Annotated in this window: 19 protein-coding genes and 1 pseudogene; 9 read left to right on the top strand and 11 right to left on the bottom strand. The window is 58.5% G+C overall.

Annotated elements, in window-relative coordinates:
* Positions 1 to 841 precede the first annotated feature (841 nt).
* The 3 genes from ABEH27_RS18395 to ABEH27_RS18385 all read left to right on the top strand — a co-directional run bounded on the left by ABEH27_RS18395 (position 842) and on the right by ABEH27_RS18385 (position 2,252).
* A complete protein-coding gene (locus ABEH27_RS18395; RefSeq protein WP_102690281.1) occupies positions 842 to 1,570 on the top strand; it encodes a recombinase family protein in 729 nt (242 codons plus the stop codon).
* A 154-nt stretch (positions 1,571 to 1,724) separates the two neighbouring features.
* Complete coding sequence (locus ABEH27_RS18390) at positions 1,725 to 1,988, top strand: helix-turn-helix transcriptional regulator (RefSeq protein ID WP_346614967.1); 264 nt, start codon at positions 1,725 to 1,727, stop codon at positions 1,986 to 1,988.
* Between the two features lie 57 nt (positions 1,989 to 2,045).
* A complete protein-coding gene (locus ABEH27_RS18385; protein ID WP_346614939.1) occupies positions 2,046 to 2,252 on the top strand; it encodes a hypothetical protein in 207 nt (68 codons plus the stop codon).
* Between the two features lie 263 nt (positions 2,253 to 2,515).
* Here ABEH27_RS18385 and ABEH27_RS18380 read toward each other — a convergent pair whose 3' ends face one another.
* Positions 2,516 to 6,460, bottom strand: a complete 3,945-nt coding sequence (locus tag ABEH27_RS18380) for a hypothetical protein (protein WP_346614938.1) — start codon at positions 6,458 to 6,460, stop codon at positions 2,516 to 2,518.
* A 530-nt stretch (positions 6,461 to 6,990) separates the two neighbouring features.
* Between ABEH27_RS18380 and ABEH27_RS18375 the strand changes: the two are divergent.
* From ABEH27_RS18375 to ABEH27_RS18365, 3 genes and pseudogenes are all read left to right on the top strand, one after another.
* A pseudogene (locus ABEH27_RS18375) lies at positions 6,991 to 7,218 on the top strand (EI24 domain-containing protein); the annotation flags it as partial.
* Between the two features lie 83 nt (positions 7,219 to 7,301).
* Positions 7,302 to 7,826 (top strand): hypothetical protein, encoded by a 525-nt coding sequence (locus tag ABEH27_RS18370; protein ID WP_346614937.1) that lies wholly within the window; start codon positions 7,302 to 7,304, stop codon positions 7,824 to 7,826.
* A gap of 103 nt (positions 7,827 to 7,929) precedes the next feature.
* Complete coding sequence (locus ABEH27_RS18365; RefSeq protein WP_346614936.1) at positions 7,930 to 8,307, top strand: hypothetical protein; 378 nt, start codon at positions 7,930 to 7,932, stop codon at positions 8,305 to 8,307.
* A gap of 73 nt (positions 8,308 to 8,380) precedes the next feature.
* Here the strand turns inward: ABEH27_RS18365 and ABEH27_RS18360 are convergent, their stop codons facing one another.
* Positions 8,381 to 9,697 (bottom strand): PAS domain-containing methyl-accepting chemotaxis protein, encoded by a 1,317-nt coding sequence (locus ABEH27_RS18360; RefSeq protein ID WP_346614935.1) that lies wholly within the window; start codon positions 9,695 to 9,697, stop codon positions 8,381 to 8,383.
* Positions 9,698 to 9,862: 165 nt separating this feature from the next.
* Between ABEH27_RS18360 and ABEH27_RS18355 the strand changes: the two genes are divergently transcribed.
* Positions 9,863 to 11,077, top strand: a complete 1,215-nt coding sequence (locus ABEH27_RS18355) for a glycosyltransferase family 1 protein (RefSeq protein ID WP_346614934.1) — start codon at positions 9,863 to 9,865, stop codon at positions 11,075 to 11,077.
* On the opposite strand, the gene ABEH27_RS18350 is transcribed toward ABEH27_RS18355, so the two are convergent.
* The 3 genes from ABEH27_RS18350 to ABEH27_RS18340 form a co-directional block, all read right to left on the bottom strand.
* Positions 11,046 to 12,149: an NADH:flavin oxidoreductase gene (locus ABEH27_RS18350; protein WP_346614933.1), complete on the bottom strand. Its 1,104-nt coding sequence runs from the start codon at positions 12,147 to 12,149 to the stop codon at positions 11,046 to 11,048. The genes ABEH27_RS18355 and ABEH27_RS18350 overlap by 32 nt on opposite strands.
* A gap of 124 nt (positions 12,150 to 12,273) precedes the next feature.
* Entirely contained in the window at positions 12,274 to 12,756 is a 483-nt protein-coding gene (locus tag ABEH27_RS18345) for a glutathione peroxidase (RefSeq protein WP_346614932.1), read from the bottom strand.
* A 143-nt stretch (positions 12,757 to 12,899) separates the two neighbouring features.
* A complete protein-coding gene (locus tag ABEH27_RS18340) occupies positions 12,900 to 13,385 on the bottom strand; it encodes a peptidylprolyl isomerase (RefSeq protein ID WP_346614931.1) in 486 nt (161 codons plus the stop codon).
* Between ABEH27_RS18340 and ABEH27_RS18335 the strand changes: the two genes are divergently transcribed.
* Both ABEH27_RS18335 and pta read left to right on the top strand, forming a co-directional pair.
* Positions 13,384 to 13,686 (top strand): DUF3565 domain-containing protein, encoded by a 303-nt coding sequence (locus ABEH27_RS18335; protein WP_346614930.1) that lies wholly within the window; start codon positions 13,384 to 13,386, stop codon positions 13,684 to 13,686. The two genes, ABEH27_RS18340 and ABEH27_RS18335, sit on opposite strands and share 2 nt — an antisense overlap.
* A 32-nt stretch (positions 13,687 to 13,718) precedes the next feature.
* Positions 13,719 to 15,806, top strand: coding sequence for a phosphate acetyltransferase (pta, locus tag ABEH27_RS18330; protein ID WP_346614929.1), 2,088 nt, complete (start codon positions 13,719 to 13,721; stop codon positions 15,804 to 15,806).
* 120 nt (positions 15,807 to 15,926) lie between these two features.
* On the opposite strand, the gene ABEH27_RS18325 is transcribed toward pta, so the two are convergent.
* The 6 genes from ABEH27_RS18325 to ABEH27_RS18300 form a co-directional block, all read right to left on the bottom strand.
* Positions 15,927 to 16,649 carry an OmpA family protein gene (locus ABEH27_RS18325; protein ID WP_346614928.1) on the bottom strand — a complete coding sequence of 241 codons (723 nt, stop codon included), beginning with the start codon at positions 16,647 to 16,649 and terminating at the stop codon, positions 15,927 to 15,929.
* A gap of 99 nt (positions 16,650 to 16,748) precedes the next feature.
* Positions 16,749 to 17,390, bottom strand: coding sequence for an MBL fold metallo-hydrolase (locus ABEH27_RS18320; protein WP_346614927.1), 642 nt, complete (start codon positions 17,388 to 17,390; stop codon positions 16,749 to 16,751).
* A gap of 149 nt (positions 17,391 to 17,539) precedes the next feature.
* The gene (locus tag ABEH27_RS18315; RefSeq protein WP_346614926.1) at positions 17,540 to 18,232 is read right to left on the bottom strand and encodes a HAMP domain-containing sensor histidine kinase; all 693 of its coding nucleotides are present in this window, start codon (positions 18,230 to 18,232) and stop codon (positions 17,540 to 17,542) included.
* On the bottom strand, positions 18,229 to 19,836 hold the full coding sequence (locus ABEH27_RS18310) for a response regulator (protein WP_346614925.1): 1,608 nt from the start codon (positions 19,834 to 19,836) through the stop codon (positions 18,229 to 18,231). Before ABEH27_RS18310 ends, ABEH27_RS18315 begins: the two co-directional genes overlap by 4 nt.
* 162 nt (positions 19,837 to 19,998) lie before the next feature.
* Positions 19,999 to 22,716 carry a LuxR C-terminal-related transcriptional regulator gene (locus ABEH27_RS18305; RefSeq protein WP_346614924.1) on the bottom strand — a complete coding sequence of 906 codons (2,718 nt, stop codon included), beginning with the start codon at positions 22,714 to 22,716 and terminating at the stop codon, positions 19,999 to 20,001.
* 252 nt (positions 22,717 to 22,968) lie between these two features.
* The gene (locus ABEH27_RS18300; protein ID WP_346614923.1) at positions 22,969 to 24,333 is read right to left on the bottom strand and encodes a DUF1329 domain-containing protein; all 1,365 of its coding nucleotides are present in this window, start codon (positions 24,331 to 24,333) and stop codon (positions 22,969 to 22,971) included.
* Positions 24,334 to 24,347 lie beyond the last annotated feature (14 nt).

The raw sequence follows: 24,347 nt of genomic DNA, 5'->3' as shown, positions 1-24,347 counted from the left end.
GGTTCAAGAAGCTGGGTACATGGCCTAATTACTTCGCTGCTCTGTACGCCGATGCCGAGCAGGTATGACAGCCATTGCTTGCACTTGACTTGTGTACCGCTGAACAGGTTGAAGCAGCCCGCACCGGCTTACTTGATGGCCTACATTCCGCTATCGAAAAGGGCCGTCGAGACTACTTGGCACAGCCCTGTTTCAAGCGGATGTATCGAGGCCGCTGCTACGCTTTAAAAGCTACCCAGCACACCTTGAGTTCCCACCAGTGGCAATAGATCCAGTGGCTGATGCGGCGTAGGGGTATCTCCAGCTTGGGCGATACCCATGTAAGAACGCTCCTAAAAGTCAGGAGCGAATGGGCTGAGTTTTCAGCCGATTAACCGATGGAGCAGCATTGATACACAGGCTGATTGGGCAAGGTGTACGCAGCCCAGGGCGAGCTGCCCAGCAACTAGCCACCCGACTCAAACTTCAGTCGGGGAACCAAGCACCACCAATGGTGGAGCGCCCCACAGCAGCAGGGCAAACCAGCAGCCGCCAGATAACTAATGGAAAACTAGTGGCATATCTAATCCCGCTGACCACCATTTCGAACCTGCTGGATGCCGCTACACGCCTACAGCCCAGTGTTTACGGGGGCTTACGCTATAGGTGCTAAGCCAACTTCCCCATTCACCTCTATTCCACAGTATTTACATGGAAATACAACTTAGCCAGCCCATCAGCCCAACTATGTGCTGGCTTTTTCGTGCTTGTAGGCAGCGTAAAATAGCCTTTACATTGGTTGAACGTTCGTTGGCACAGTTGTAAAGTGACATCATCATCCATCCGCAAGGAATCCCCCGCCATGGAAGTTGTCGCCTACTATCGCGTATCCACCAAGGGCCAAGGCGAGTCAGGTTTGGGTCTTGAAGCCCAGCGGGAATACATCAAGTTCGCTGCCGAGCAGCACGGCTGGGTAGTAGTGGCTGAGTTTGAAGATGTGGGCGTATCTGGTGGCATTCACCCGCTAGAGCGTACAGCAGGGGCCAAAGCGTTCGCAGACGGTCACCCAGTAGTGGTAGCTAAGTTGGACAGGCTTAGCCGCGACGTAGAGCACATAGCGGGCTTGATGAAGCGTCACGAGTTCCGGGTAGCAACGATGCCCACCGCCGATGCATTCCAGCTTCATATCTACGCCGTACTTGCTGAACAAGAACGCCGCTTCATCAGCGAACGCACCAAGGCGGCTCTAAAGTCGCTGGAAGCTCGGGCTGCTGCTGGTGATGCAGAAGCAGTGCAGAAGATAGAGAACCGCACACAGGCGCTGGCGAAGGGCCGTAAGCAGCTGAACCGAGTGAAAGGCCACACTACACAGCGTCAGCAGGCAGATGACCGTGCAGCACTGGTCAAGGACGCCATTGAACTGTGTGTACTTAAGGGCGCCAGCAGTCTACAGGCCGTAGCTGACTGCCTCATAGCACGCAATATACCCACTGCTCGTGGTGGGCAATGGTCACCAACTGCTGTGATGCGTGTGATGCAGCGTCTGGGCTTGGGAGTGACCAAAGCCGCCAATGGCCCTGTAAGCTCATAGTAAGCGATTCCAGCGACGCCCCAGGACGGATACACCCGCCCCCAGATATTCTGAAATCGTGCTGTGCAGCTCGCAGCCGGCCAACCAGAAGCATTAAGCACTGACCCATTCTTGGCCGTCTTTGGCCAGTCTCCAAGAAGATATTCCAGCCTCGATTCAGTGCCGATATTCTGCTGCAAGCGAAGGTCCGTTTGGCGTAGCGTGTAGTCTACTGAGAAAGCACAGAAACGCCGCAGACTTGACACAGGTGCAGTGCTCGAAGGCGCTCAATCACCCACAGTCGTTCATGAGTGATGTTGAAAGCGGGCCCCGTCGGCTTGACATCGTGCAGCTTAGAGACTTGTGTGCAGTGCTAGGGATCAGCCTTACCGAATTGGTAGACAAGCTGGGAAGAGCGATAAGATCAGACGGGGAATGAAGCGAGCTGTTGGTGTAGGCTTGAAGCCCACTCTCATGATCACACTGGACGCCGCCCATGCATGATAAGGCCGCTGCAACCGCTGACGCCCTGGAACTGCTGCTCATGAACCAGACTGCATTGAGGGCAGCCATCGAAGAAGTCAGTACATGGATACGTCAGCGTGGGTCTGTAAATGCCCACGAAAACACCATGACCTGCCTACAGGCCCTTGATACCAACGCGAATGCTATCGCTTCTGCGATTGAAAGACTACGTGTGTAAGCCGCATTCAGGCGGCTTTCGCTTACTTCGGTGATATTTTTTACAATCGCCGACCAGTTAGATCCTAGGCAGCCTCTTTGTAGAAGCTGGAAGCTTTACTACCCTCCAATCAAGTTAAGTTACTTAAGCCTGCATAAAATCATACGCCTAAGATTTCCGACTAGTTACAAGCTGCCTCGCAGGGCGTGCCTGCGAGGCATTGAAGCTGAAGTGATCTTATAATTTAATTTAATTTAATTTTTCTGCATTATTTCTCATAAATGCTAGGCACATAGGCTTTCAGGCTCATGACTTAAATGACGTTTTTGATGGCGCCTTAATAAGAAAAGGCATGGAAGTCTCAAACTCTGATTACTAGGACCCGCTATATCTAATAACTTATAGACAAAGCTCTGCGTCCCATCAGTCACAGTGGTACTTTCGCGCAACATCTCGAAAATATGGCCCACGCCAATATCCTGCACTATCATCTCATGGACAATTATTGCAAGTCGCTCTCCGTCGCGAGCGCTGCAATCTTTTCTAGCCAAATATATCGAAATTTCCGCTAGCTTCAGGTTACAGCACCTGATGGACTCTATTGAAAAAATAGATTTCTGATACTGGACTTCCCGACCTACCACAATGAATCTCGAAAGCAAAATAACTGCATTTGGAAGCTCCGGGTACCTCTCGATAAATCTCTGCAGTTCCTCAATATTTACCTCGGTTGGCTCGTAGGACCAACTTGAATCCTTATTCAAACAATCTAACAGAGCTGTGAGAACAGCATGCACGCCTTCTGTCTCCCAGAATTCAAGCGGCAGCATGTTTAGGAGAGTTGGTTCCAGCCACTCAGTGGATGAGTCATGAATTATTTCAGCCAACCCTTCACATATATTAAGATCCAGAAGCACCCCATCATCAGCATAGTTACAAAGGATGGTGATACCGCAGGCGATCATTCGCCTGGCAGTACGCGACTTCGCAATCTGGTAAAGTTTATATAGACTTTGAGCTACGTCTGGATCGTAATCACCAAATCGAAAATCGACACTCGAATTGCACCTCGGAAATCCGACACTTCCAATATTCGAATCAAAAGGACGATCATGCTCAGGAGCATATGCTAGATCGGCAATTGTTACTTCACAACCTTCCCAGCGAGTCGTTGCTTCCAACCAATCTTTCTTATCCCCCATTTCTCCTCGCAAAATACATGCGGAGATCATTTCAAGCTCGGCTGCGGAATAGCCGTAATCAAGTATAGAAGAAACCTGCCAAGGCATGGACCACAACCAAGATTTCACCAATTTGAAGTTTCCGGTCTCAATCAATTTGGAAGCATCAAAGACAATTTTAGCAAGATACTCCTTACTTGGATTATAAGAAAACAAAGTACAATCACAAAGCCATTGCCACCATGGACTGACGTTTGAATCTGCCGGCACAAAATCAATTCCTTCTAAAAGAGTCTCTTTGAAGGCAATAAATTCAAAATTTTGACCTATTCCAGGCAGCGTCAACGTAAATGACTCTCGCGCCTTCATTGCTCTTGCGAAGTTCTCATACCACTTTGGCAACTCGATTATTGAGCCACCAGCGGGCGAGTCCATATAACCACCCAAATTAGGCAAATAATGAAAATGCATGTAGTCCGGAGCTTTCTCAAGAATGGCTGAGAACCAGCGTTGAGCGATCCACGTTGACGGCTCGCTTGGCATCTTGCTCTCCGCGATTTGCGCAGCTTCCTTTCGATCTACTGGCCACTCTCTTTCAGCTAGTTCTACTGCCCATTCCACATTAGATTTCACGAGCTCTAGTAAGACTTGCCAAGCTCCCATCCTTGCCTCGGGGTAACGATCACGCAACTTCTGAGAAATAGCTTCTACAAATAAATCTTCCACAGCAGGTCGATAAACTTGTCCAAGACGAGAAAAAAGCATCTTCGAATGTGAATCCAGCAATCGTAGAGCTAATCGAGTAAAAATACGGAGCTGGCCAGGCTGATTAGAAATAGCACCATCCTCTATAATATCTAAAGCTAGCTCACTACCAATTAGCAAAGCTTTATTAATACCCGAAACTACGTCTGAGACACCCCCGTCATTCAATTCAGAGCAAATCGCAAATATATTATCCCTTAAATGTTGACGTTCGTAGAAACACCTTCCTGCAGCAAATAAAAAAACGTTTCGCCAGTGTGAGGCATGAGCAATGGATCTGAGTCGAGAGACAACATTCGCGTCACTACCAGAAGTAATTGCTTGTGCTGCCATAAACTCTTGTAGCGATCTAATTTCGAAACCCACTCTACCCTCTTGTGGTGCAACCAAAAAGACCAGCCTTTCAAACGCAGCCTCAATTACATCATTCTTAAACTGCTCGCCTTCTTTCCCCTGATGCCCCTCAGCAGCTAACCTGCTATCAATAATATCTGAAAACTCCAACTCCGTTAGCAACGCATCGGTCTTCCCACTACGCTCTGACTCTACCTGAAGGTGAACACCTACTTTCTGATGAATATAATCAATGTCCGCCTGATAACTATTCAAAAGCTTCGCAGCAGGAATATCTCGCTCCTTCTCGCGCCTATTGATAACTTGATAATATTCATTAAATAGACGCCAACGCTCTTTTGGTGGCTCACCCAACGACTCAACAAGTAGAGCCATGATTGTCACTTGGAGCGGACTTTTCATCAAGCGAGTAGTTGACTCATCCTCACAGGCACGCTTCATACGCGCAACTAAGGTTTGAATCTTATCCTCGTCATCCCCCCACCGTCTCTTAATTAATTTTTCAGCATAATGCAGTGCATGATCGGAATCTAATTCAGTTAGTTTGTAATGCGTATAACTGCTTTGCGAAAAGTCATCATCATATCCCTGCGGCCTACTAGTAGCCACCAACATAATATCGGCATTGCACTCTACGGCATCAATTAGGAAATCTTGTATCGTTTCCAGGACCTGCTCACGATTTGACGATGCAGGAACCTCATCCAGCCCATCGAGAGCAATGAGCCAAGGATAATTTGATAACCATGAACGAAGATCATCACTAGTCAAATCTCGCTCACTGCGCTCTTTGATCCTATTAAGAATAAAACCAAAAAGCGAAGTACTTCCCCCATTAGCTAGTGCTGCCGCAAACTTATTCAGCTCAATCCTGATCGGGAATCTCGCATTAGATGGCGCTTCCACTCCCTCTTCGCCTGATTGTTGAATTATAAGCTTACAGGCCTCATCGACTTCGTGAGATAGGGTCCTCAAAGAGTGCTGCCTGATAAACGCACATCTGTGGAGCTGACAGAAAAATTGCGTTACCGTACTTTTACCTTGACCCGGCCCGCCTATGAAAACTATTTTACCTGGATGTCGAGTTAGCCCATGCGGTGTAGCGGACATTTTTTTTGAAATAGAATCAGGATCTAAGAGCTGCCCGGCAATCTGACTTAACTTTCCAATTGCGTTAGATGCTTTACCAGTCCTTGAAGCTACAGAACTAGGAATAAAAGCACCATACTCTTTAACAACCCCAGACTGCTGAATCGGCAAGTCAACAAAAACTGTTGCAAGTGGTATTCTATCCTTATTATTATGACCCGCCTGCCCAAGATTCACATACTGTTCACCACGAAGTTCCTTCTGAACGAAGTTCAGCATAACGTCTCGGAAGCTTGCAGTTTTTGGCTGCATAAATTCAACAAGTGCCGCAAGCACATCTCCAGGTGTAACCCAAGCTTTGTACGTGTTCCTTATGGACGGGTATAGATCCAAAAAACAGCAAAGCTGATCATAATCCCATATCTTGAAATCCTTGATCCCTAATCGGTCTTTGTACTTATCTATTAACGCAGTTATTCGATCCTTCCCCCCGCTTGTTGCCACAGGCGTTAGAATAACGTTAGTCACAAAAATATAAAACTCTGGTTTCTTTAAGCCTGAGTTCTTAGATAGCTTGGTAAGCTCAGCCCGCAGCTCTCTAACAGCCCAAGCTGAGTTACCTGAAGTGGCTCGCTGACGAAACTTTGCTTGAATAACTCCGTATCCATTCCATGGAGCAGCTGCTGTAGGAAAGTCTTGTAAACCATCAAAAGTTGCTTCTCGTCCCCCATCAGGTCCATCACCAAAAACACTCACCCCACTCCCCAGCGTAGCCAGAGAGACTGCTTGAACCAACTGCTCAAAAGATCGAGTTGAAAGCCTACTGAAGTCGTAATCCATTAAACTGCTCCATCAGTTAAGTGTCATGAGAACATTTAAGACTTTGGAAATTATTGTGATTGGCAAGCTAACCGACCTACCACCCAATAAAATCATGGCAATACAGTATCACAAAAATTAATCGAACAAAACGCGAATTCACGAACGATGTAAAGATGCCATTACCCCATTAAGGCAAAACACTAGAACATCTCAATTATTCTTCATTGACACCCAAGTGCAATCAATCAGGCATAGAACCAATTTATCCTTTTGATCTTCCATACTAATTCGCCATCCAAACGCCCATTACGTTGAAGCGAAAGATCAACCAATACGTTGATTTATTACGTAAAAATTTTTAATTGAACAACTGCAAGGCAATCGAGCGTGAAGCATACCCATCACTGTCGAAGACGGGTCGTTGAGTCCCTTGGCTGGAGCGAAAGACAGGCTTGTATCACTTTCCAACACATCCATCTAGCTGATACATTTCCCATTCAAGCCCTTGGGAAGGGGCCTTGATTTACGTGGTTTGCAAGCGATGTATCTGGCTTTTGCTGTACATCGACTACCCGGCAGACAACAACAAGATGAGCTGGCAGGACATGCTCGCCTGGCTGCGCAGCAAGCGCTGGCAGTCGCTGGGCTTTGGCGGTATCACCTACCTGGCGTTGATGATTCCAGGGGTGAACGTGCTGATGATGCCAGCGGCGGTGGCCGGGGCCACGTTGTTCTGGGTCAGGGAAGGACAAGCCGTCGACCGCACCAGGGGATAATTATTTACACCACCCCCGTTATCTTCGACAGGCTAAATCATCGTCGAACACCATTTGGTGTTTCTCTCTACAGGAGTAAACCAATGATTGACGACGATGACATCAAAAAGGAAATTCAGGATGAAGCTGAGACTCTTGATCGTCCAGAAGCGCCTGAAGAGGTCGATGAGGTAGTACTGGAGCCAGAAGCAGAACCGGCCCCAGAAGAGCTTGAAGAACCTGAAGCAACGGGCCCAATAGATCCGAAAGGCCCACTAGGCCTACGCGGGCGAGTAGGCTTGGAAGGGCCGTCGCTCACGAATGAAGAAAACGAAGCATTCGAAAAGATCCAGGGACGCGTTTACAACGTCCTCAAGGAGACGCTTGCAAAACATGATTTGGAATCTGCAACCAACTGGTTCATCTACAGCAACGATGAGTTTGCCGAACAGCGCTCTGCCATTAACTTCCTGACATGGGCATTGATCAGCGGAGCACTGCATAAGCCGGAAAGCGTTGAGTACTCGGATGACAGCGGCGGCGAGCGCATGCTCGACAGCGACGGTAACTTCTGGGCCGCCTTGCAGGAAACGTTCGACCGGATGATGGAAATGCCACCCATTGCCTGACGCGCAAATGTGAGAGTGCATGGGCCTGCACACACGCGTTGAACGCAGACTCATGCATCAATAACCGCCCGCTCGGATGAGTACTTGAAAAAGGCACTTGATCATGAATGAAGATAGAGATTATCTGGACCTTACCGACATACCGGCACATTTACACGGGTTCGAAGTGCTCAAGCACAAGGCAACCTGGAGACTCGATGAAGCACTGCAGGGGCAAGGCATCGACATACCTGCCGATCAGCTGTTCATCAACAGCGTGAACAATCCCGTCGACAGGATTGTCACCAGCAGTACTGCATTGCCAACCTTTATTGCCAACGCAGTTCTAGAAAACAATCATCCTGTGATCACAGATGAGTTCAGCGGTGTATTTGGTGTGGCGTTCTCCTTCCAGGACGAACACCGCATCGATAGCAGGTTCGCTAGCATTGAAACCTTCGCGGCCATCGCCAGCGATGTTTATCAACAGCTGCAAGGCTGAGTAGGCGCTGTACCAAAACTGTGTAACGCCGTCACTGTAGGCGCTGGCTTGCCTGCGCCTACAGTTACAAACCCTAGTGGCTGAGCTGGCTTGAGAACTGCCCGACTGCATCCACCACCCTCTTCGCCCCTTCCTGAATCTCGACGATCACGCCACCGGTATCTGCGGCTAGCGCCAGCCCTTGCTCGGCCTGGCGTTTGCTGGTGTCGATGATGTCCACCGCCGCCTGGGCCAACTGCTCGTTCTGCTGTACCACCTTGGCGATTTCTTCAGTGGCGGTGCTGGTACGTGAAGCCAGCTGGCGCACTTCGTCTGCGACTACCGCAAAACCACGCCCCTGCTCACCGGCCCGGGCGGCCTCGATGGCGGCATTGAGCGCCAGCAGGTTGGTCTGGCCGGCGATGTCGCTGATGGTCTTGATGATCGCGCCAATCACCTTGGACTGCTTGTCCAGCGCTTGAATGCCTTCGGCGGCATCCTGCATCGAACCTTCCAGGCCACGCATCACCTCAACCGTCTGGGTCACCACATCGGTGGCCTTGCGGGCACTGCTGTCGGTTTCCAGCGAGGTGTTGTAGGCAATGTCTGCTGCCTGCGCCACGGCCTGCTCCTGATTGACCTGGTCGGTAATCACCGTGGCGAACTTGACCACCTTGTACAGCACGTCATGGGCATCCATGATCGGGTTGTAGGACGCCTCCAGCCATACCGTGCGGCCATGGGCATCGATCCGTTTGAAGCGATCGGCCACGTACTCGCCGCGGCGCAGCTTGTCCCAGAACGCCTGGTAACCTGCCGAGTTGGCTTCCTCCGGTTCACAGAACATGCGGTGATGCTTGCCGCGCACCTGCTCAAGGCTATACCCGACCGTTTGCAGGAAACGGTCGTTGGCGGTCAGCACCTGCCCATCCAGGTTGAATTCGATCACGGCTGTAGAACGCATCAGCGCCTTGATCAGGCTTTCGTGTTCGCGTGAGGCTTCGATGGTGCGGGTCAGGTCGCTGGAGTGCATCGTGAAGTACTTGATGCGGCCGTCGCTGCCCTTTACCGGTTGCAGGATCGAGCGCAGCCAGGCCTCTTCACCAGTACCACGCAGCAGGCGGAAGGCGCCATTGAGGTGCTCACCGCGGGTGATGGCGTTTTTCATGCGCTGATGGAAGTCGAGCTTCTTCACATGGGCCGGCACGATGTCTTCGATGTGACGCCCGATCAGTTGCTCGGGGCGGTAGCGCATCTCTTTCTCGAAGTTGCCGTTGACCATCTCGATACGCCCCTGAGGGTCGAGCTGGAGCACCAGCATTTCGCTGTCCAGGCTGTTCTTGACCTGCTCGACGGAAAACAGCTCCTCGCGCAGTTGCTGGATTTCTTGCTTGAGCTTGTTGTTGAACATCACCGCTCCCGGAGCGCATCACCTGATCGAATGCATCTCCATCGGCTGCCCAGGGTCGGTTCTTGAGTGCACGGCACGGAAATATTCACGCAGACGTTATACGCGTCATCTGCGCATCACCAGGCTGTCACATGGGCGCAACGCAGCAGGCGGAAACTTTTTGTCATGAACACACCTGCCCTACGCATCACCCTCGTCAGCGAAACCTTCCCGCCCGAAATCAACGGCGTGGCCAATACCCTTGGGCGCCTTGGCGATGGCTTGCGCCAGCGCGGGCATCACGTGGAAGTCGTGCGGCCCAGGCAGGTGGGTGAACAGCCTGCAGGTGATGCCCCTGACTTGTTTTTGTGCCGTGGCTGGGGCGTGCCGGGCTACCCGGGCCTGCAGTGGGGTGAGGTGTCGATGCACACACTGTTGCGCCGCTGGCGCCGGCACCGCCCGGATGTGCTCTTCATCGCCACCGAAGGCCCGCTGGGGCTGAGTGCCTTGCGAGCAGCGCGGCGCCTGGGCGTGGTCGTCGTCAGCGGTTTTCATACCAATTTCCCGCAGTATTGCGGGCAATACGGCCTCGGTTTGTTGGCACGTCTGCTTACGCATTACTTGCGCTGGTTTCACCGGCGTAGCGTTGCCACGTTGGTACCCAGCGCCAGCCAGCGCCTTGAACTGCAGCGGCGCGGCTTCGAGCGCCTGGTGCTGATGGCCCGTGGCGTGGATGCCGGGCTGTTCAACCCGGCCCGGCGCAGCCAGGCCTTGCGCGATGCCTGGGGGCTCGGCCCGGAAGATATTGCCGTGCTGCATGTCGGGCGCCTGGCCGCAGAAAAGAACCTGGGCCTGCTGCGCCCGTGCCTGCAAGCCTTGCAGAACACTTATCCACAGCGGCGGCTGCGCCTTGTCGTGGTCGGTGATGGGCCGCAGCGCGCCACCCTTGCACAGCAGTTGCCGGATGCCGTGTTCTGCGGTACCCAGCGCGGTGAGGCGCTGGCCGAACACTTCGCCAGCGGCGACCTGTTCCTGTTCCCGAGCCTGACCGAAACCTTTGGTAATGTGGTGCTCGAAGCGATGGCCTCGGGGCTGGCCGTGGTCGCTTATGACGAAGCCGCCGCCGCCCAGCACATCCGTCATGGCCACAGCGGCGCGCTGGCCATGCCGGGTGATCAGGCCGCCTTCATCGATGCGGCCTGCTGGCTGCTGGAGGAAAGCGAAACCTTGCGCCGAGTGCGCCTCAATGCCCGCCAACATGCCAGCCGCCAAGGCTGGTCGGCGATAATCGAGCAGTTCGAGGCGCACCTTTACGCCGCCTGCCACACGGTACGTGCGGGCCGCGAGCCCGCAGGCCCCGGCCTGGAAATCAAGCCAACGTCGCCAGCGCCTCGCGGCTGAACGGCAACACGTCCGCTTCACGCCCGTCGCGCACTTTCTGCGCCCACTCGGCATCCACCAACAGGGCCCGGCCTACCGCCACCAGGTCGAACTCCTCATCGCCCAGACGCCGCAGCAAGCCTTCCAGGCTGGCGGGTTGGGCCACCTTGTCGGTAGCGACCATGAACTGCAGGAATTCGCCATCGAGCCCGACACTGCCCACCGTGATGGTCGGTTTGCCCGTCAGTGCGCGAGTCCAACCGGCCAGGTTCAGCTCGGAGCCTTCGAATTCCGCCTCCCAGAACCGGCGGGTGGAACAGTGGAAAATATCCACACCCGCGTCGGACAGTGGCTTGAGGAACGCCGCCAGCGCCTCGGGTGTGTCCACCAGCCGTGCGCTGTAGTCCTGCTGCTTCCACTGCGAAAAGCGGAAGATGATCGGGAAGCCCGGCCCTACAGCTGCCCGCACAGCCTGGATCAGCTCGATGGCAAAGCGCGAACGGCCGGCCAGATCGCCGCCGTACTCATCGTCGCGGCGGTTGCTGGCCGCCCAGAAGAACTGGTCGATCAGGTAGCCGTGGGCGCCATGAATCTCCACGCCGTCCATGCCGATGGCCTGGGCATCGCGGGCCGCCTCGGCGAACGCTGCGATCACCTCACGGATGTCGTCGTGGGTCATGCCATGCACCTGCACCTGGCCGTCCTTGACCTCGTCGCTCGGGCCGAAGCCCGGCACGCTGGCGTCAGGCTCGGTACCCAGGCGGCGCACCGCACCGACGTGCCACAGCTGGGGCACGATACGGCCGCCTTCGGCGTGCACTGCATCGACCACACGTTTCCAGCCAGCCAATGCATCCTCACCATAAAAACGGGGGACATTGGCGTAGCCGTTGGCAGCCCTGTGCCCAACCGTGGTGCCTTCGGTGATGATCAGGCCTACCCCGGCGGCGGCGCGGCGGCGGTAGTACTCGACCACACCGTCGTGGGGCACGCCACCGGGGCAGAAGGTACGGGTCATGGGTGCCATGACGACACGGGTCGGCAGCTCGAGTGCGCCAAGGGTGAACGGCTTGAACAGGGGATGGGTGGACATGGGGGCGCTTCCGTCAGGGTGAGGAAATGCGCTGAGGTTAGGAGCAGTGGAAAGGTTGGCCCAGCATTATTGATCTGGGTGATTCTGCAGTATCGCCGGGGCCGCTTGGCAGCCCCTTGGATATTCAACCCAGCGCTTTCTCGATGGCCTGCACCACCGTCGGGTCATCCGGTGCAGTACGCGGCGCGAAGCGGGCCAGTACGCGCCCATCCTTGCCCACCAGGAATTTTTCGAAGTTCCAGCTGATGTCACCCGGAAACTCGGCACCCTCGCCGGCCAGCAGGCGATACAACGAATGACGCTGCGGCCCGTTGACCTCAAGCTTGGCGCCCAGGGGGAAGCTCACACCATAGTTGAGGCTGCAGAACTCCTGGATGTCCTTCTCGCTGCCAGGCTCCTGGCCGGCAAACTGGTTGCAGGGCAGGCCCAGCACATTGAAGCCCTTGCCCTTGAACTGCTGATGGAGCTTTTCCAGCGAAGCGTATTGCGGCGTCAGGCCACACTTGGAGGCGACATTGACCACCAGCACCACCTGGCCCTTGAACGGTGCCAAGGGCAGGTCCTGGCCGTTCAGCGCCTTCAACGTCAGGTCGTGAAATGCACTCATGATGAATCCCCTCTCAGGTTCCCAGGTGTCGCTGGGGCGAATTGCGCCCACTAAAAAGGCGCTCGTCCAAGCCGTTCACCTCCCGCGGGAGGCGTGTCGGCTTGTCCGAGCGCCTGGCGACTTTCTGAGCTTAGCGCAGAAAATCAGTGGTGATGGCCACCTTCACCGTGGATGTGCTTGTGAGCGATTTCTTCCTGGGTGGCGTCACGCACGTCAACAACCTTGACCTGGAAGGTCAGGCGCTGGCCGGCCAGCGGGTGGTTGCCGTCGACAGTCACGTCGTCGCCGTCCAGGTCACGGATGGTGACGATCTGCATCTGGCCGTCCGGCGCAGAAGCGTGGAACTGCATGCCCACTTCCAGTTCGTCGACGCCTTCGAACATGCTGCGGTTCAGGGTGCTGACCAGTTCGGCCAGGTATTCGCCGTAGGCATCTTCAGGCTCGATGGTGACGTTCAGTTCGTCGCCAGCTTGTTTGCCTTCCAGGGCTTTTTCCAGGCCCGGGATGATGTTCTGGGCACCGTGCAGGTAGACCAGCGGCGCGCCACCGGCGGAGCTGTCGATGGTCTCCCCGGCGTCGTTGGTCAGGGTATAGTCGATGGAGACAGCCTTGTTGGCGGCGATCAGCATGGGGCAAGACCTTTTGCAAAAGTATGTAGAACGGACAAGTGTAACCAACGCATCGTCTGATTGCGAACCCAGCAGGGACGAGGGGTGCCCCATCAGTCGGATCATTGGCTTCCACCAGGACGATGAGGGCCACTGGGTGGTCGACCTGTCCTGCGGCCACACCCAGCACCTGCGCCACCAGCCACCGTGGCAAGCGCGCCCTTGGGTGCTCGACCCCGAACAGCGCGCGCAGCGCATCGGCCAGGCTTTCGCCTGTGGCTGGTGTGCACAAGGGGCCGATAGCGCTACCCTTGCCCGTTGATTCCTTGCAACGCTTTATTTCGAGAAGCACGCATGCAGACATTTTTCATAGCGCCGACCGATTTCGGTGTCGGCCTGACTTCGATCAGCCTGGGCCTGGTGCGCACCCTGGAGCGCGCCGGGCTCAAGGTCGGCTTTTTCAAGCCGATTGCCCAGCCGCACCCTGGCGACACCGGCCCGGAACGCTCCACAGAGCTGATCGCCCGCACCCACGGCATCAAGCCACCCAAGCCACTGAGCCTGGCCCAGGTCGAGCGCATGCTTGGCGATGGCCAACTGGACGAGCTGCTCGAGGAAATCATTCGTCTTTACCAGCAAGCCTGCATCGGCAATGACGTGGTGGTGGTCGAGGGCATGGTGCCGACCCGCCATGCCAGCTATGCGGCGCGGGTAAACCTGCACCTGGCCAAGAGCCTGGACGCCGAAGTGATTCTGGTGTCGGCGCCGGAAAACGAAGTGCTCAGCGAACTGTCGGGGCGGGTCGAACTGCAGGCCCAGCTGTTCGGTGGCCCGCGCGACCCGAAAGTGCTTGGGGTGATCCTCAACAAGGTGCGCACCGACGAGAGCATGGCCGAGTTCGCCACGCGCCTGCGCGAGCACTCGCCGCTGCTGCGTGGCAGCGACTTCCGCCTGCTCGGTTGCATCCCCTACCAGCCCGACCTGAATGCCCCGCGCACCCGTGACGTGGCCGACCTGCTGGGCGCTCAAGTGCTCAATGCCGGCGACTACGAACAACGGCGCATGAACAAGATCATCATCTGTGCACGCACCGTGGCCAATACCGTACCGCTGCTCACCCCCGGCACGCTGGTGGTGACGCCGGGCGACCGCGACGACATCATCCTCGCCGTCAGTCTGGCGGCGATCAACGGTGTGCCGCTGGCGGGCCTGCTGCTGACCAGCGACAGCAAGCCCGATACCCGCATCCTCGGCCTGTGCCGCGGCGCCCTGCAGGCCGGGCTGCCGATACTCTCGGTGAGCACTGGCTCCTACGACACGGCCAACCAGCTCAACTCGCTCAACCGCGAAATCCCGGTGGATGATCGCGAGCGCGCCGAGTTCATCACCGACTTTGTCGCCAGCCACCTCGACGCGGCCTGGCTGCACCAACGCTGCGGCACCCCGCGCGAGCTGCGCCTGTCGCCAGCGGTGTTCCGCTACCAGCTGATACAGCGGGCGCAGCAGGCGAATAAGCGCATCGTCCTGCCGGAAGGCGCCGAGCCTTTGCTGGTGCAGGCTGCCGCCATCTGCCAGGCGCGAGGTATCGCCCGTTGCGTGCTGCTGGCAAAACCGGAAGAAGTCGAAGCCGTGGCCCGAGCGCAGGGCATCACCTTGCCGGCGGACCTTGAAATTCTCGACCCCGAGCTGATTCGCGGTCGCTATGTGGAGCCGATGGTCGACCTGCGCAAGAGCAAGAACCTCAATGCGCCCATGGCCGAGCAACAGCTTGAAGACCCGGTAGTGATCGGCACCATGATGCTGGCACTGGACGAAGTCGATGGCCTGGTCTCGGGCCTGGTGCACTCCACCGCCAACACCATCCGCCCTGCCCTGCAACTGATCAAGACCGCGCCGGGCGCAAGCCTGGTGTCATCGGTGTTCTTCATGCTGTTTCCCGAACAGGTGCTGGTGTACGGCGACTGCGTGATGAACCCGCACCCCAGCGCCAGCGAACTGGCCGAGATCGCCCGGCAGAGCGCCGAATCGGCACAAGCCTTCGGCATCGCGCCACGGGTGGCGATGATCAGCTACTCAAGCGACTCGGCGAGCGATGAAGAAGTGGAAAAAGTGCGCGAAGCCACGCGCCTGGCGCAGAGCGCGGAGCAGAACCTGCTGATTGATGGGCCGTTGCAGTACGACGCTGCCGCCAACCCTGATATTGCCCGCCAGCTCGCCCCCAACAGCCCGGTGGCCGGGCGCGCCACGGTGTTCGTGTTCCCCGACCTGAATACCGGCAACACCACCCACAAGGCGGTGCAGCGCAGTACCGACGGGGTCAGTCTGGGGCCGATGCTGCAAGGCCTGCGCAAGCCGGTAAACGACCTGCCACGCGGTGCTCAGGTGGATGACATCGTGCATACCATCGCCCTTACAGCTATTCAGGCCAGCGTCGTGCGCTGAAACCTGAGGGCTGCTGTGCAGCCCAATCGCCGGCAAGCCGGCCCCCCAGCGATGTGCAGCGGTTGCGATCCTGTGGGAGCCGGCTTGCCGGCGATAGGGCCGCACAGCGGCCCTGAAAACTCACGGGTACTGCTGAACCTGCCCCTGCTGGTCATACTGCTGACCCGGGATCGGCTTCAGGTTGACCTCTACCCGGCGGTTCTGAGCGCGGCCATTGGCATCGGCGTTGCTGGCAATCGGCTGGTCCGGGCCCATACCACGTACGGTAACGCGCGAGGCATCCACACCTTGCGAGGTCAGGTAGGCGCTGACCGCCTGGGCGCGGCGCTGGGACAAGTCCATGTTGTGCTGGCGGCTGCCGGTGCTGTCGGTGAAACCGACCACTTCGATGGTGTTCTGGTTGAACTGCTTGAACGAGGTCGCCAGGTTGTTCAGCGGCGAGTAGAAACTCGGCGCGATGTTCGCCGAATCGGTGGCGAAGGTGATGTTGCCTGGCATGATCAGTTTGATCTGGTCACCCTGGCGTTGCACTTCGACGCCGGTATTGGCCATTTGCGCACGCAGTTCGGCTTCCTGCTTGTCGGCGTAGTAGCCGTAACCGGCAGCGGCGGCACCGACAGCGGCGGCGCCAATCAACGCGCCCTTGCCACGGTTGTTGTGATCGATGGCGGCACCGGCGATGGCGCCGGCCAGCGCGCCCAGGCCACCGTACTTGGCGGTCTTGCTCATGCCCGTCGAGCCGCCCTGTGCCTGACCTTGGTTGTCATAAGGGTTCTGGCTGGCGCAGCCGGTCATCAGGGCTGCAGCGGTCGCGACGATAATCAGACGACGCATGGTGAACATGGACAAGCTCCTACAAAAATTCGTGTGTGCGGCAAATCGTGAATGGATCTATGCCAGCCTTGGATTACAGCGCGGCGAAATAATTCCATGAAAACCTGTTCATGCCCGCACGAACGGGTTCTCGCGCATTTCGTCGCCAAGGCGGGTATCCGGCCCGTGGCCGGTGACCACGATGGCGTCTTCATCCAGACGGTACAGCCGCTCCTTGATCGAACGAACGATAGCCCGTTGGTCGCCCCCCCACAAATCGGTCCGGCCAATGCCACGGCGGAACAGCGTATCCCCCGCTACCAACAGCTTGGCATCGGCGAACCAGAAGCTCATCGAGCCCGGCGTATGCCCTGGGGTGTGCAGGGCCACGCCACAGCCGCAGGCCAGCGCTTCGTCATCACCCAGCCAGCGGTCCGGCGGTGGCACCGGGGTGTAGGGTACGCCGAACATCTGGCACTGCATCTCCAGGTTGTCCCACAGCGGCTGGTCGTCCTTGTGCAGGTGCAAGGTGGCGCCGGTCAGCTCCTTGAGCTTGCCCGAGGCCAGGAAATGGTCGAAGTGCGCGTGGGTGTGGATGATGCTCACCAGGGTCAGGCCGTGGGCCTGCAGGCGGGCGAGGATCTTGTCCGGGTCACCGCCCGGGTCGACGACGATGGCTTTTTTGCTGAGCGGGTCGCCGATCAGGGTGCAGTTGCACTGCAGCGGGCCTACGGGGAAGGTTTCGCGGATGAGGGGGGGCTGGGAAAGCATCTGGGGCTACCGCTGCGAGTCGTGAGTGGGTGGAACCGGGCGCTTGCCTTTAGTGGTATGGCGCCAAGCAGATCGAGCGCCGCGCGGGCGGCGCTCGATTTCATGTGCGCAGGATAACCCAAGGCAAGCCCTGGGCCCCACGCGCTCAATCACGGCAAATACAACCGGAACAACCCACCCCCAAGCGCCCCGCCATTGGCAATCTCGATCCGCCCTTGCACCCCATCGCGCTCGTGCAACGCCGCAATCCGTGCCGCGAAATACAGGCCAAGCCCGGTGCTGCCACTCTGCCCGTCGATCCCGAGCGCGTAGTCCTGCTGCCGCTCGAGCAGGCGCGCGGGGTAGCCGGGGCCGTCGTCGTTGACGCTGATTACCAGTTGCTCGTCTTCTTCCTCGATGCTGATCAGCAGCGCATGCCCGGCGTAACGGGTGGCATTGGTGATCACGTTGGCGATCACCGAAGCGACCAGCTCACGGTCGAAGAAGCCCAGCGGGTTGTCGCTGTCGACACGCCAGGTGGCGAGGATGTCGTTGTGCTCAAGCACCTGCTGGTGGGCCGCCAGTTGCGCTTCGATGAAGTCGTCCAGCTCGTGGTAGTCCGGGCACACCGGAAGCTGGTTGACGCCCAGCTTGTACAGGCCCAGCAACTGCACCAGCATGCCGTTGAGGTGACGGAACTCATGCTCCATTACGCCCTGCTCGGTGCCACTGCGCAGCTCTTCGGGCAGGCGCGCCAGCCACTGGTCGTGGGACTGGATGAGCGCGGACAACGAGTTTTTCAGGTCGTGCACGGTGGAGGCGATCACCGTGGAAAAATCCAGCCCCTGATTATCCTGGCTCATGCGCCGAAAACCTTGATGTGCAATTTGCGGTAGCGGTCATAGCGGCTGTCACTGGCAGGGATGCCTGCCACGCTGGTCAGGCAGCTGCGACACTCCTCCAGGATGGCAGGCGGGGTCACTTCGCCACCAATCCGCAACAGCGCCTGGGAGGTGTTGAGGGCAATGCTGATGTTCTTGGGCTGCAGCGACAATGCCCTGCGGAACATCTGCAAGGCTTCGTTGAGTTGCCCAGCCTGGTAGCTGCGCACGCCTTGGCGGTTGAGGTCGACTGCCTCGGTGACGGCGTTGAGCACTGCCGGGTCGTCGGTCAGCGCGGCTACACTCTGCATGACCTTGGGGTCATCACCATAGGTTTCCACACACGCCTTGAGGATGGTGTTCGCCGCGCCAGCCTGGTCGAGCCCTTGCAGCTGCCTGGCCACGGTCAGTGCTGCTTCGACCGAGAAGAACTGGTCCATCTTGTCCAGCCGCTGCAGGGCCTGTTCGGTGAGCTTGGCGGCGGTATCGGCATCACCGGCCTGCTGCAGGCTGGCGGCCTTCATCATGCGCGCCCGCACCTGCAGGCCTTGATCGTCGAGGTTGTCCTTGGCCACCTCGCTGAGCACGGTGTTGATCTCGACCCGGGTGCGCGCATCCAGGCCAAAACCGGCGTTCTTGCTCATCAGTGCCTGCACCAACCCGAGGTTGCTCTCGGCATCCTTGTAGCGCGAACTCTGCCCCTGGTTCACCGCATGGCGGAAGGCCTTCGCCGCGCTCTCGAAGTCTTCGTTACCCAGCGCCAGCTTGCCCAGTGCAGCCTGGCGCCGCACTGCCAGGGGCGACAGGCGCACCGCTTCTTCAAGCATGCCCTGGGCGCGCTTGGTGTCGCCTTGGGCCACCAGCACGTCGGCCATGCCGTCATACAGGCTCGGCATGATCGGGAACGCCTTGAGGCCTTGCTCGTAAACCCCCTGGGCCTGGGCGTTCTGGCCACGCTTGTGCATCAGGCTGCCCAATGCTGCGTATGCCCAAGGCTGCGGCCGGCTGGCAAGGATGCCCTTGAGGAACTTGTCGAGCTCTTCGAAACGGTTGAGGCCGCGCAGGGCATCGGCGCGGTAGCGCAGGCACAGCGGCGCGAAACGCGGGTCTTTCTTGCACAGCTCGGCGCACGCCGCCAGCACTTCGGCCGGGCGGCCGCGGTCCAGCGCCTGGAGGATAGGCTTGAGCAAGGTCTTGCGTTGCGTCAGTTTGTCGAGGCGCTGGGCCAGGCCAACCCGGTTGAACGGTTTGGTCAGGTACGCATCGGGCTCGTGCTCGAGCGCGCTGAGCACGATGGCCTGGCTGCTTTCGGCGGTCACCATGATGAACACGCACTCATGGCTGATGAGCTTGTCGAGGATCAGGTCCTCGAGCACTTGCTGGCCATTCTTCTTGCCATCACCCAGGTGAAAATCCTGAAGAATGTAGTCGTAGCGCTTTTGCCCGCACATGCGCAGGGCCTGCTCGCCGCTATCGGCAGTGTCGACGTCGCGCACGCCCAGCTCACGCAGCATGGAGCGGGTCGACGTACGAAAGTCGGTGAAGTCATCGACGATCAAAAAGCTCTTTTGCCCGTACTGCAGCATCAACACGACCTGTATTGGATGATGGGAGGATGGCGCGGGGTGATGCATACCGCCGAATACTGTATCGGCCGCTGGTCGGAAAAGATTAGCCAGGCATTGCTACGCCAGGACTGCCCCCTCAAGCCACTGCTTTTTTATCGGACAAACGCTCGGCAGCTACCGTCAGGCGAGCAAGCCCAGCGACTTGGCCCGCGCCACCGCCTGGGTTCGTCGCTCCACGCCAAGCTTGCTGTTGATGTGGCTGGCGTGGGTCTTGACGGTGTGCAGCGAGATGAACAGGCGCTCGCTGATCTGCTGGTTGGAACAGCCTTGCGCGATCAGCTCGAGTACCGCCAGCTCACGCCCGCTCAGGGCTTCGTTGGTGCCGCTGCTGGGCGCCACCAACTCGGGCAGGCGCGCCAGCAGGTCGGCTTGCACCTTGCAGGCCGGGCGCGCCAGCAGTTGCTCGCGTAACCATAGCGGGTGCTGCTCGATCAGCCGCTGGAATGGCTGCATCACCCCACCCTGGGCCGCCGACAGGGCCGCAGGCAGCAACTCCGTGGCCTGCGCTTCGCGCCCTTGCTCCAGTGACAATGCGATCCATTGGCACAGCGCGCTGAGGGTCAACATCATGCCGCCGCTGCCCTGCCCACGCTCGACCAGACCGCGCAGGCGCACCACAGCATCTTCACTGCGCCCCTGGATGCGGTCGAGCAATGCCTGCTGCAATTCGATGTGCAAGGGCAGCAATGGGTGGAACTCCGGCGCCGCGGCCGGGTGTTCGCCGCCATAGGTCTGGCCAAGGCGCAGCAACCAGGATTCGGCCAGGTCGGTACGGCCCTGGGCCAGCCACAGCTCACACTTCACCAGGGTAATCATGGCCAGGTAGAAGATCGGCGGCACATCCCAGATATGCATCAACCGCTCGGCCTCCGCCAGCTCGGCGAACGCCTCAGCGTAATGGCCTTCGCGGCCGTCGAGCGTGGCAATCACGCAATGGCCGATCAATACGCTGATATCACGGCAGGCACGCGCTTCACCCAGCCCTGCACGCAAACGCGCACGCCCTTGTGCAGGTTGCAGGCGCGTAACCAACAGGTAGCCCTCGTACAAGGTCAGCCGTGCACGTACCGCATACAGCCGCTGGGCCGATAGATCCTGCAAGCGCTGCAACCCTTGGCGCACTTCATCCAGGGCGCGCAGTGCTTCGCCGCGGGCATGCAGCACCCGCGCACGGTCGTAGTGGGCCAAGGCTTCGAACAACGGATTGCCGACCCGCTGGGCCAGTTCGAGCGCCTCGCGGTTCCACCCCCGCGCGCGCCAGAAATCGCCATCGGCAATGGCCAGGTTGGACAGTGTCGACAGGCACACCAGGCGCTGACCATAGCGCTTGCACGGCAGGCTCTGCAGCGCCTCGCCACAGTAGGCCAGGGTGCGTTCACGGTCGCCGCGGCCACGGGCGATTACCCCGCTCAAGGCTAGCCACTGCGCCAACATGGACTTCTGCGCGGTGGCCGAAGGCGCTGGCAGGAAGCGGCTGAGGTAGCTTGCCAGCTCCTGCGCAGCATCCAGTTGACAGGCCAGGCCCAGCGCCCAGCTGTACAGCACGATCAACCGTGGCGTGCTGATCAGCAGGCTATCGGGCAGGTCCATTTTCCAGCGCAGCAACATGCCGACATTCTGCTCGGCCAGCAGTTGCTCTTCCGACAGGCTCTGCACCAGATCGGCGGCGACATCCAGGTGGCCGGCGCGCAACGCCTGCTCCACCGCTTCGTCGAGCAGCCCCTGGGCCTGGAACCAGCGGCAGGCACGCAGGTGCAGGCGCGCTTGCGGTTCGCTGGACTGGCGGCTGCGCAACAGGTCGGAGAACAGGTGGTGGTAACGGTACCAGTGGCCATGCTCGTCCAGTGGCACCAGGAACACCTGGTGGGCCTGCAGGTAGCGCAGGATGGCAGCGCTGTCGTCGCGCTCGCGCAGGGCATCGCACAACGCCGCACAGAAGCGCTCCTGGCAGGCGGTGTCGAACAGGAAGGCCTGTACTTCGGCCGGCAGGATATCGATGACTTCTTCGAGCAGGTAATCGCGGATCAGCCCTTCGCCGCCATGCAAGGCGTGGGGCAAGGCATGTTCATCGCCGGACTCGCTGGCCGCCAGCTGCCAGAAACGGAGCCCGGCCACCCAGCCGTCACTGCGCTGGATCAGGTTATCCAAGGCCTGGCCACGCAGGCCAGTGGGCTGCCGGCCAATGACAGCCAGGGACTCGTCGGGCGTCAGGCGCAATTCCTGCTCATTGAGCTCGACCAGCTGCCGCGACAAACGCAGGCGCGCCAGGTGCCAGTCTGGCCGTTGGCGGCTGGTGACCAGCAGTACCAGGCCGCCCGGCAAGTGGTTGAGGAAAAACTGCAGGCAGCGATCGAGAACCGGGCCCTGCGCCAGGTGATAGTCGTCCAGCACCAGTAGCAGCGGCGTATCGGCTTGCAGGTACAACGCCAGTTCATCGAGCAGGCCGTCGATCCACTCCTCGAAGGCGAAGGGCTGATGGCGCTGGCGCATCTTCAACAGGCCCATCGCCTGGCCGCCGAGGGCCGGGCAATATTGCTGCAGGCCTTCGAGCAGGCGTTCGAGGAAGCGGCCGGGGTCGGCATCGCGCTGGCTCAGGCCAAGCCAGAGGCTACGCCAGTGGCCAGGCAGCGCCTCGCAGAATTCGATGGCCAGGGAGCTTTTACCAAAGCCTGCCGGGGCATTGACCAGCAGCAAGCGCCCGCCAAGGCCGGCCTGCAGGCGCTGGCACAGGCGTGCGCGGTGCACGTGACCGTCCGGCAGCGGTGGCCGGAAGAAACGCCCGTCCAGCAGGCCCAGGGCCTGGCTGGCGAATCCATGCGTACGGGACAAATCTGTCATGACCGGCTCGTTCTGGTTGAAAAACTACGGCGGTACGGATTGTTGCGAGACTAGCGGGTAACGCGGCGCATTTGAAGATGATGGGCGCAAATCGTCCGGAAAAGACTACGACAAAAAGCGACAACCCTGGTGGACAGCAGCTGTAACGCGGGTTTGGCAGGGTATTCAGCAGCTTTATCGCAGCGCTGGAACAGAAACGCCCCGGCAAGCCGGGGCGTTCTGGGAGATCACACGGAGGTGTGGACTAGCGGTTCAACGGATGCCCGACTGGCGCAGCGCAGCGGGCTGGAAGTCAGCCTTGCTGGCACTGAAGCCGAAGTCGTAGGATCTTTTCTCTTCGTTCTTCATCCCCAAAGCCAGGTAACGGCCCGATTGCAGGTCGTAGATGGTTTCCAGGGTGTACCACGGCACCTGCACGTTGTAGTAGTCCTGGGCATGCGCCTCAGACACGCGCCACAGCTGGTTACGGCCGTCATACTGGTCGATTACCGCTGCCTGCCAGGTATCCTCGTCGATGTAGAAATCACGCTTGGCGTAGATGTGACGCTGGCCAGGCTTGAGCGTGGCGACCACATGCCATACCCGGCGCAGCTCGTAACGGGCCAAGTCCTGGTTGATATGGCCGGCCTTGAGGATGTCGCTGTACTTGAGCTTCGGATCGTCGAGCTTGTAGGCGTTGGAGGCGATGTACATTTCCTTCTTGCCTTCAAGCTTCCAGTCGTAGCGGTCCGGCGCACCGTTGTACATGTCCAGGTTGTCCGAGGTGCGCAGGCCATCGGCGGCGGTGCCCGGCCCGTCATACGACACCTGCGGGGCCTGGCGCACGCGGCGCTGGCCGGCGTTGTAGATCCACGCCTTGCGCGGCTCCTTCACCTGGTCGAGTGTCTCGTGTACCAGCAGTACGGTCCCGGCCAGGCGGGCTGGCGCGGTCACTTCCTGCTTGAAGTAGAACAGGATGTTGCCCGGGTTGTTCGGGTCGTAGTCCTTCATCCGGTCACGGAAGACGAACTGGTCCTGGAAGTACACCAGGCTGTAGGAGCCGTTCTGCTGAGGAGTGGCCTGGGTTACCAGGCGCGTCACGCTGCCGCCACGGTAACGGGTAATGTGGTTCCAGATGACCTCGAGGCCGCTTTTGGGGATCGGGAACGGTACGGCGGTCTGGAAGTTGTTCAGCCCGTTGCCGCCCTCGACCAGCGTGGTCGCGGTGGCGTTCTTCTTGATGGCGGCAAACACTTCATCAGGCACGGTAGCGCCGCGGTGGGTCTTGTACACCGGGATCTTGAAGGTATCCGGGTAGCGCTTGAACATGGCCACCTGGCCCGGTGACAGCTTGTCCTTGTACTGCTCGACGTTCTGCGCGGTGATGGTGAACAGCGGCTTGTCGCTGCCATACGGGTCGGAGAGGAAGCCTTTGGCATCGACGCTGCCGGCGGTCTTCGACAGCGGCTGCCACGCGCTGATGGAGCCATCAGCGTTACCGGCCTTTTCCGCGCCCATCGGTGTGAGGGTGCTGCCCAGCTTTGCCGCTTCATCGGCGGAAACCGCAGCCATGACGCTGGTCGCCAGCAGGGACAGGCCCAGTACACCGGCTTGCAGCAGACTTCTGGTCTTGTTCATGTCGTGTCGTCCTG

This window comes from Pseudomonas sp. P39-UII1, from assembly GCF_039672635.1.
In the GTDB taxonomy this organism is placed as follows: domain Bacteria; phylum Pseudomonadota; class Gammaproteobacteria; order Pseudomonadales; family Pseudomonadaceae; genus Aquipseudomonas.
This window is presented reverse-complemented; position numbering and strand designations above follow the sequence as displayed.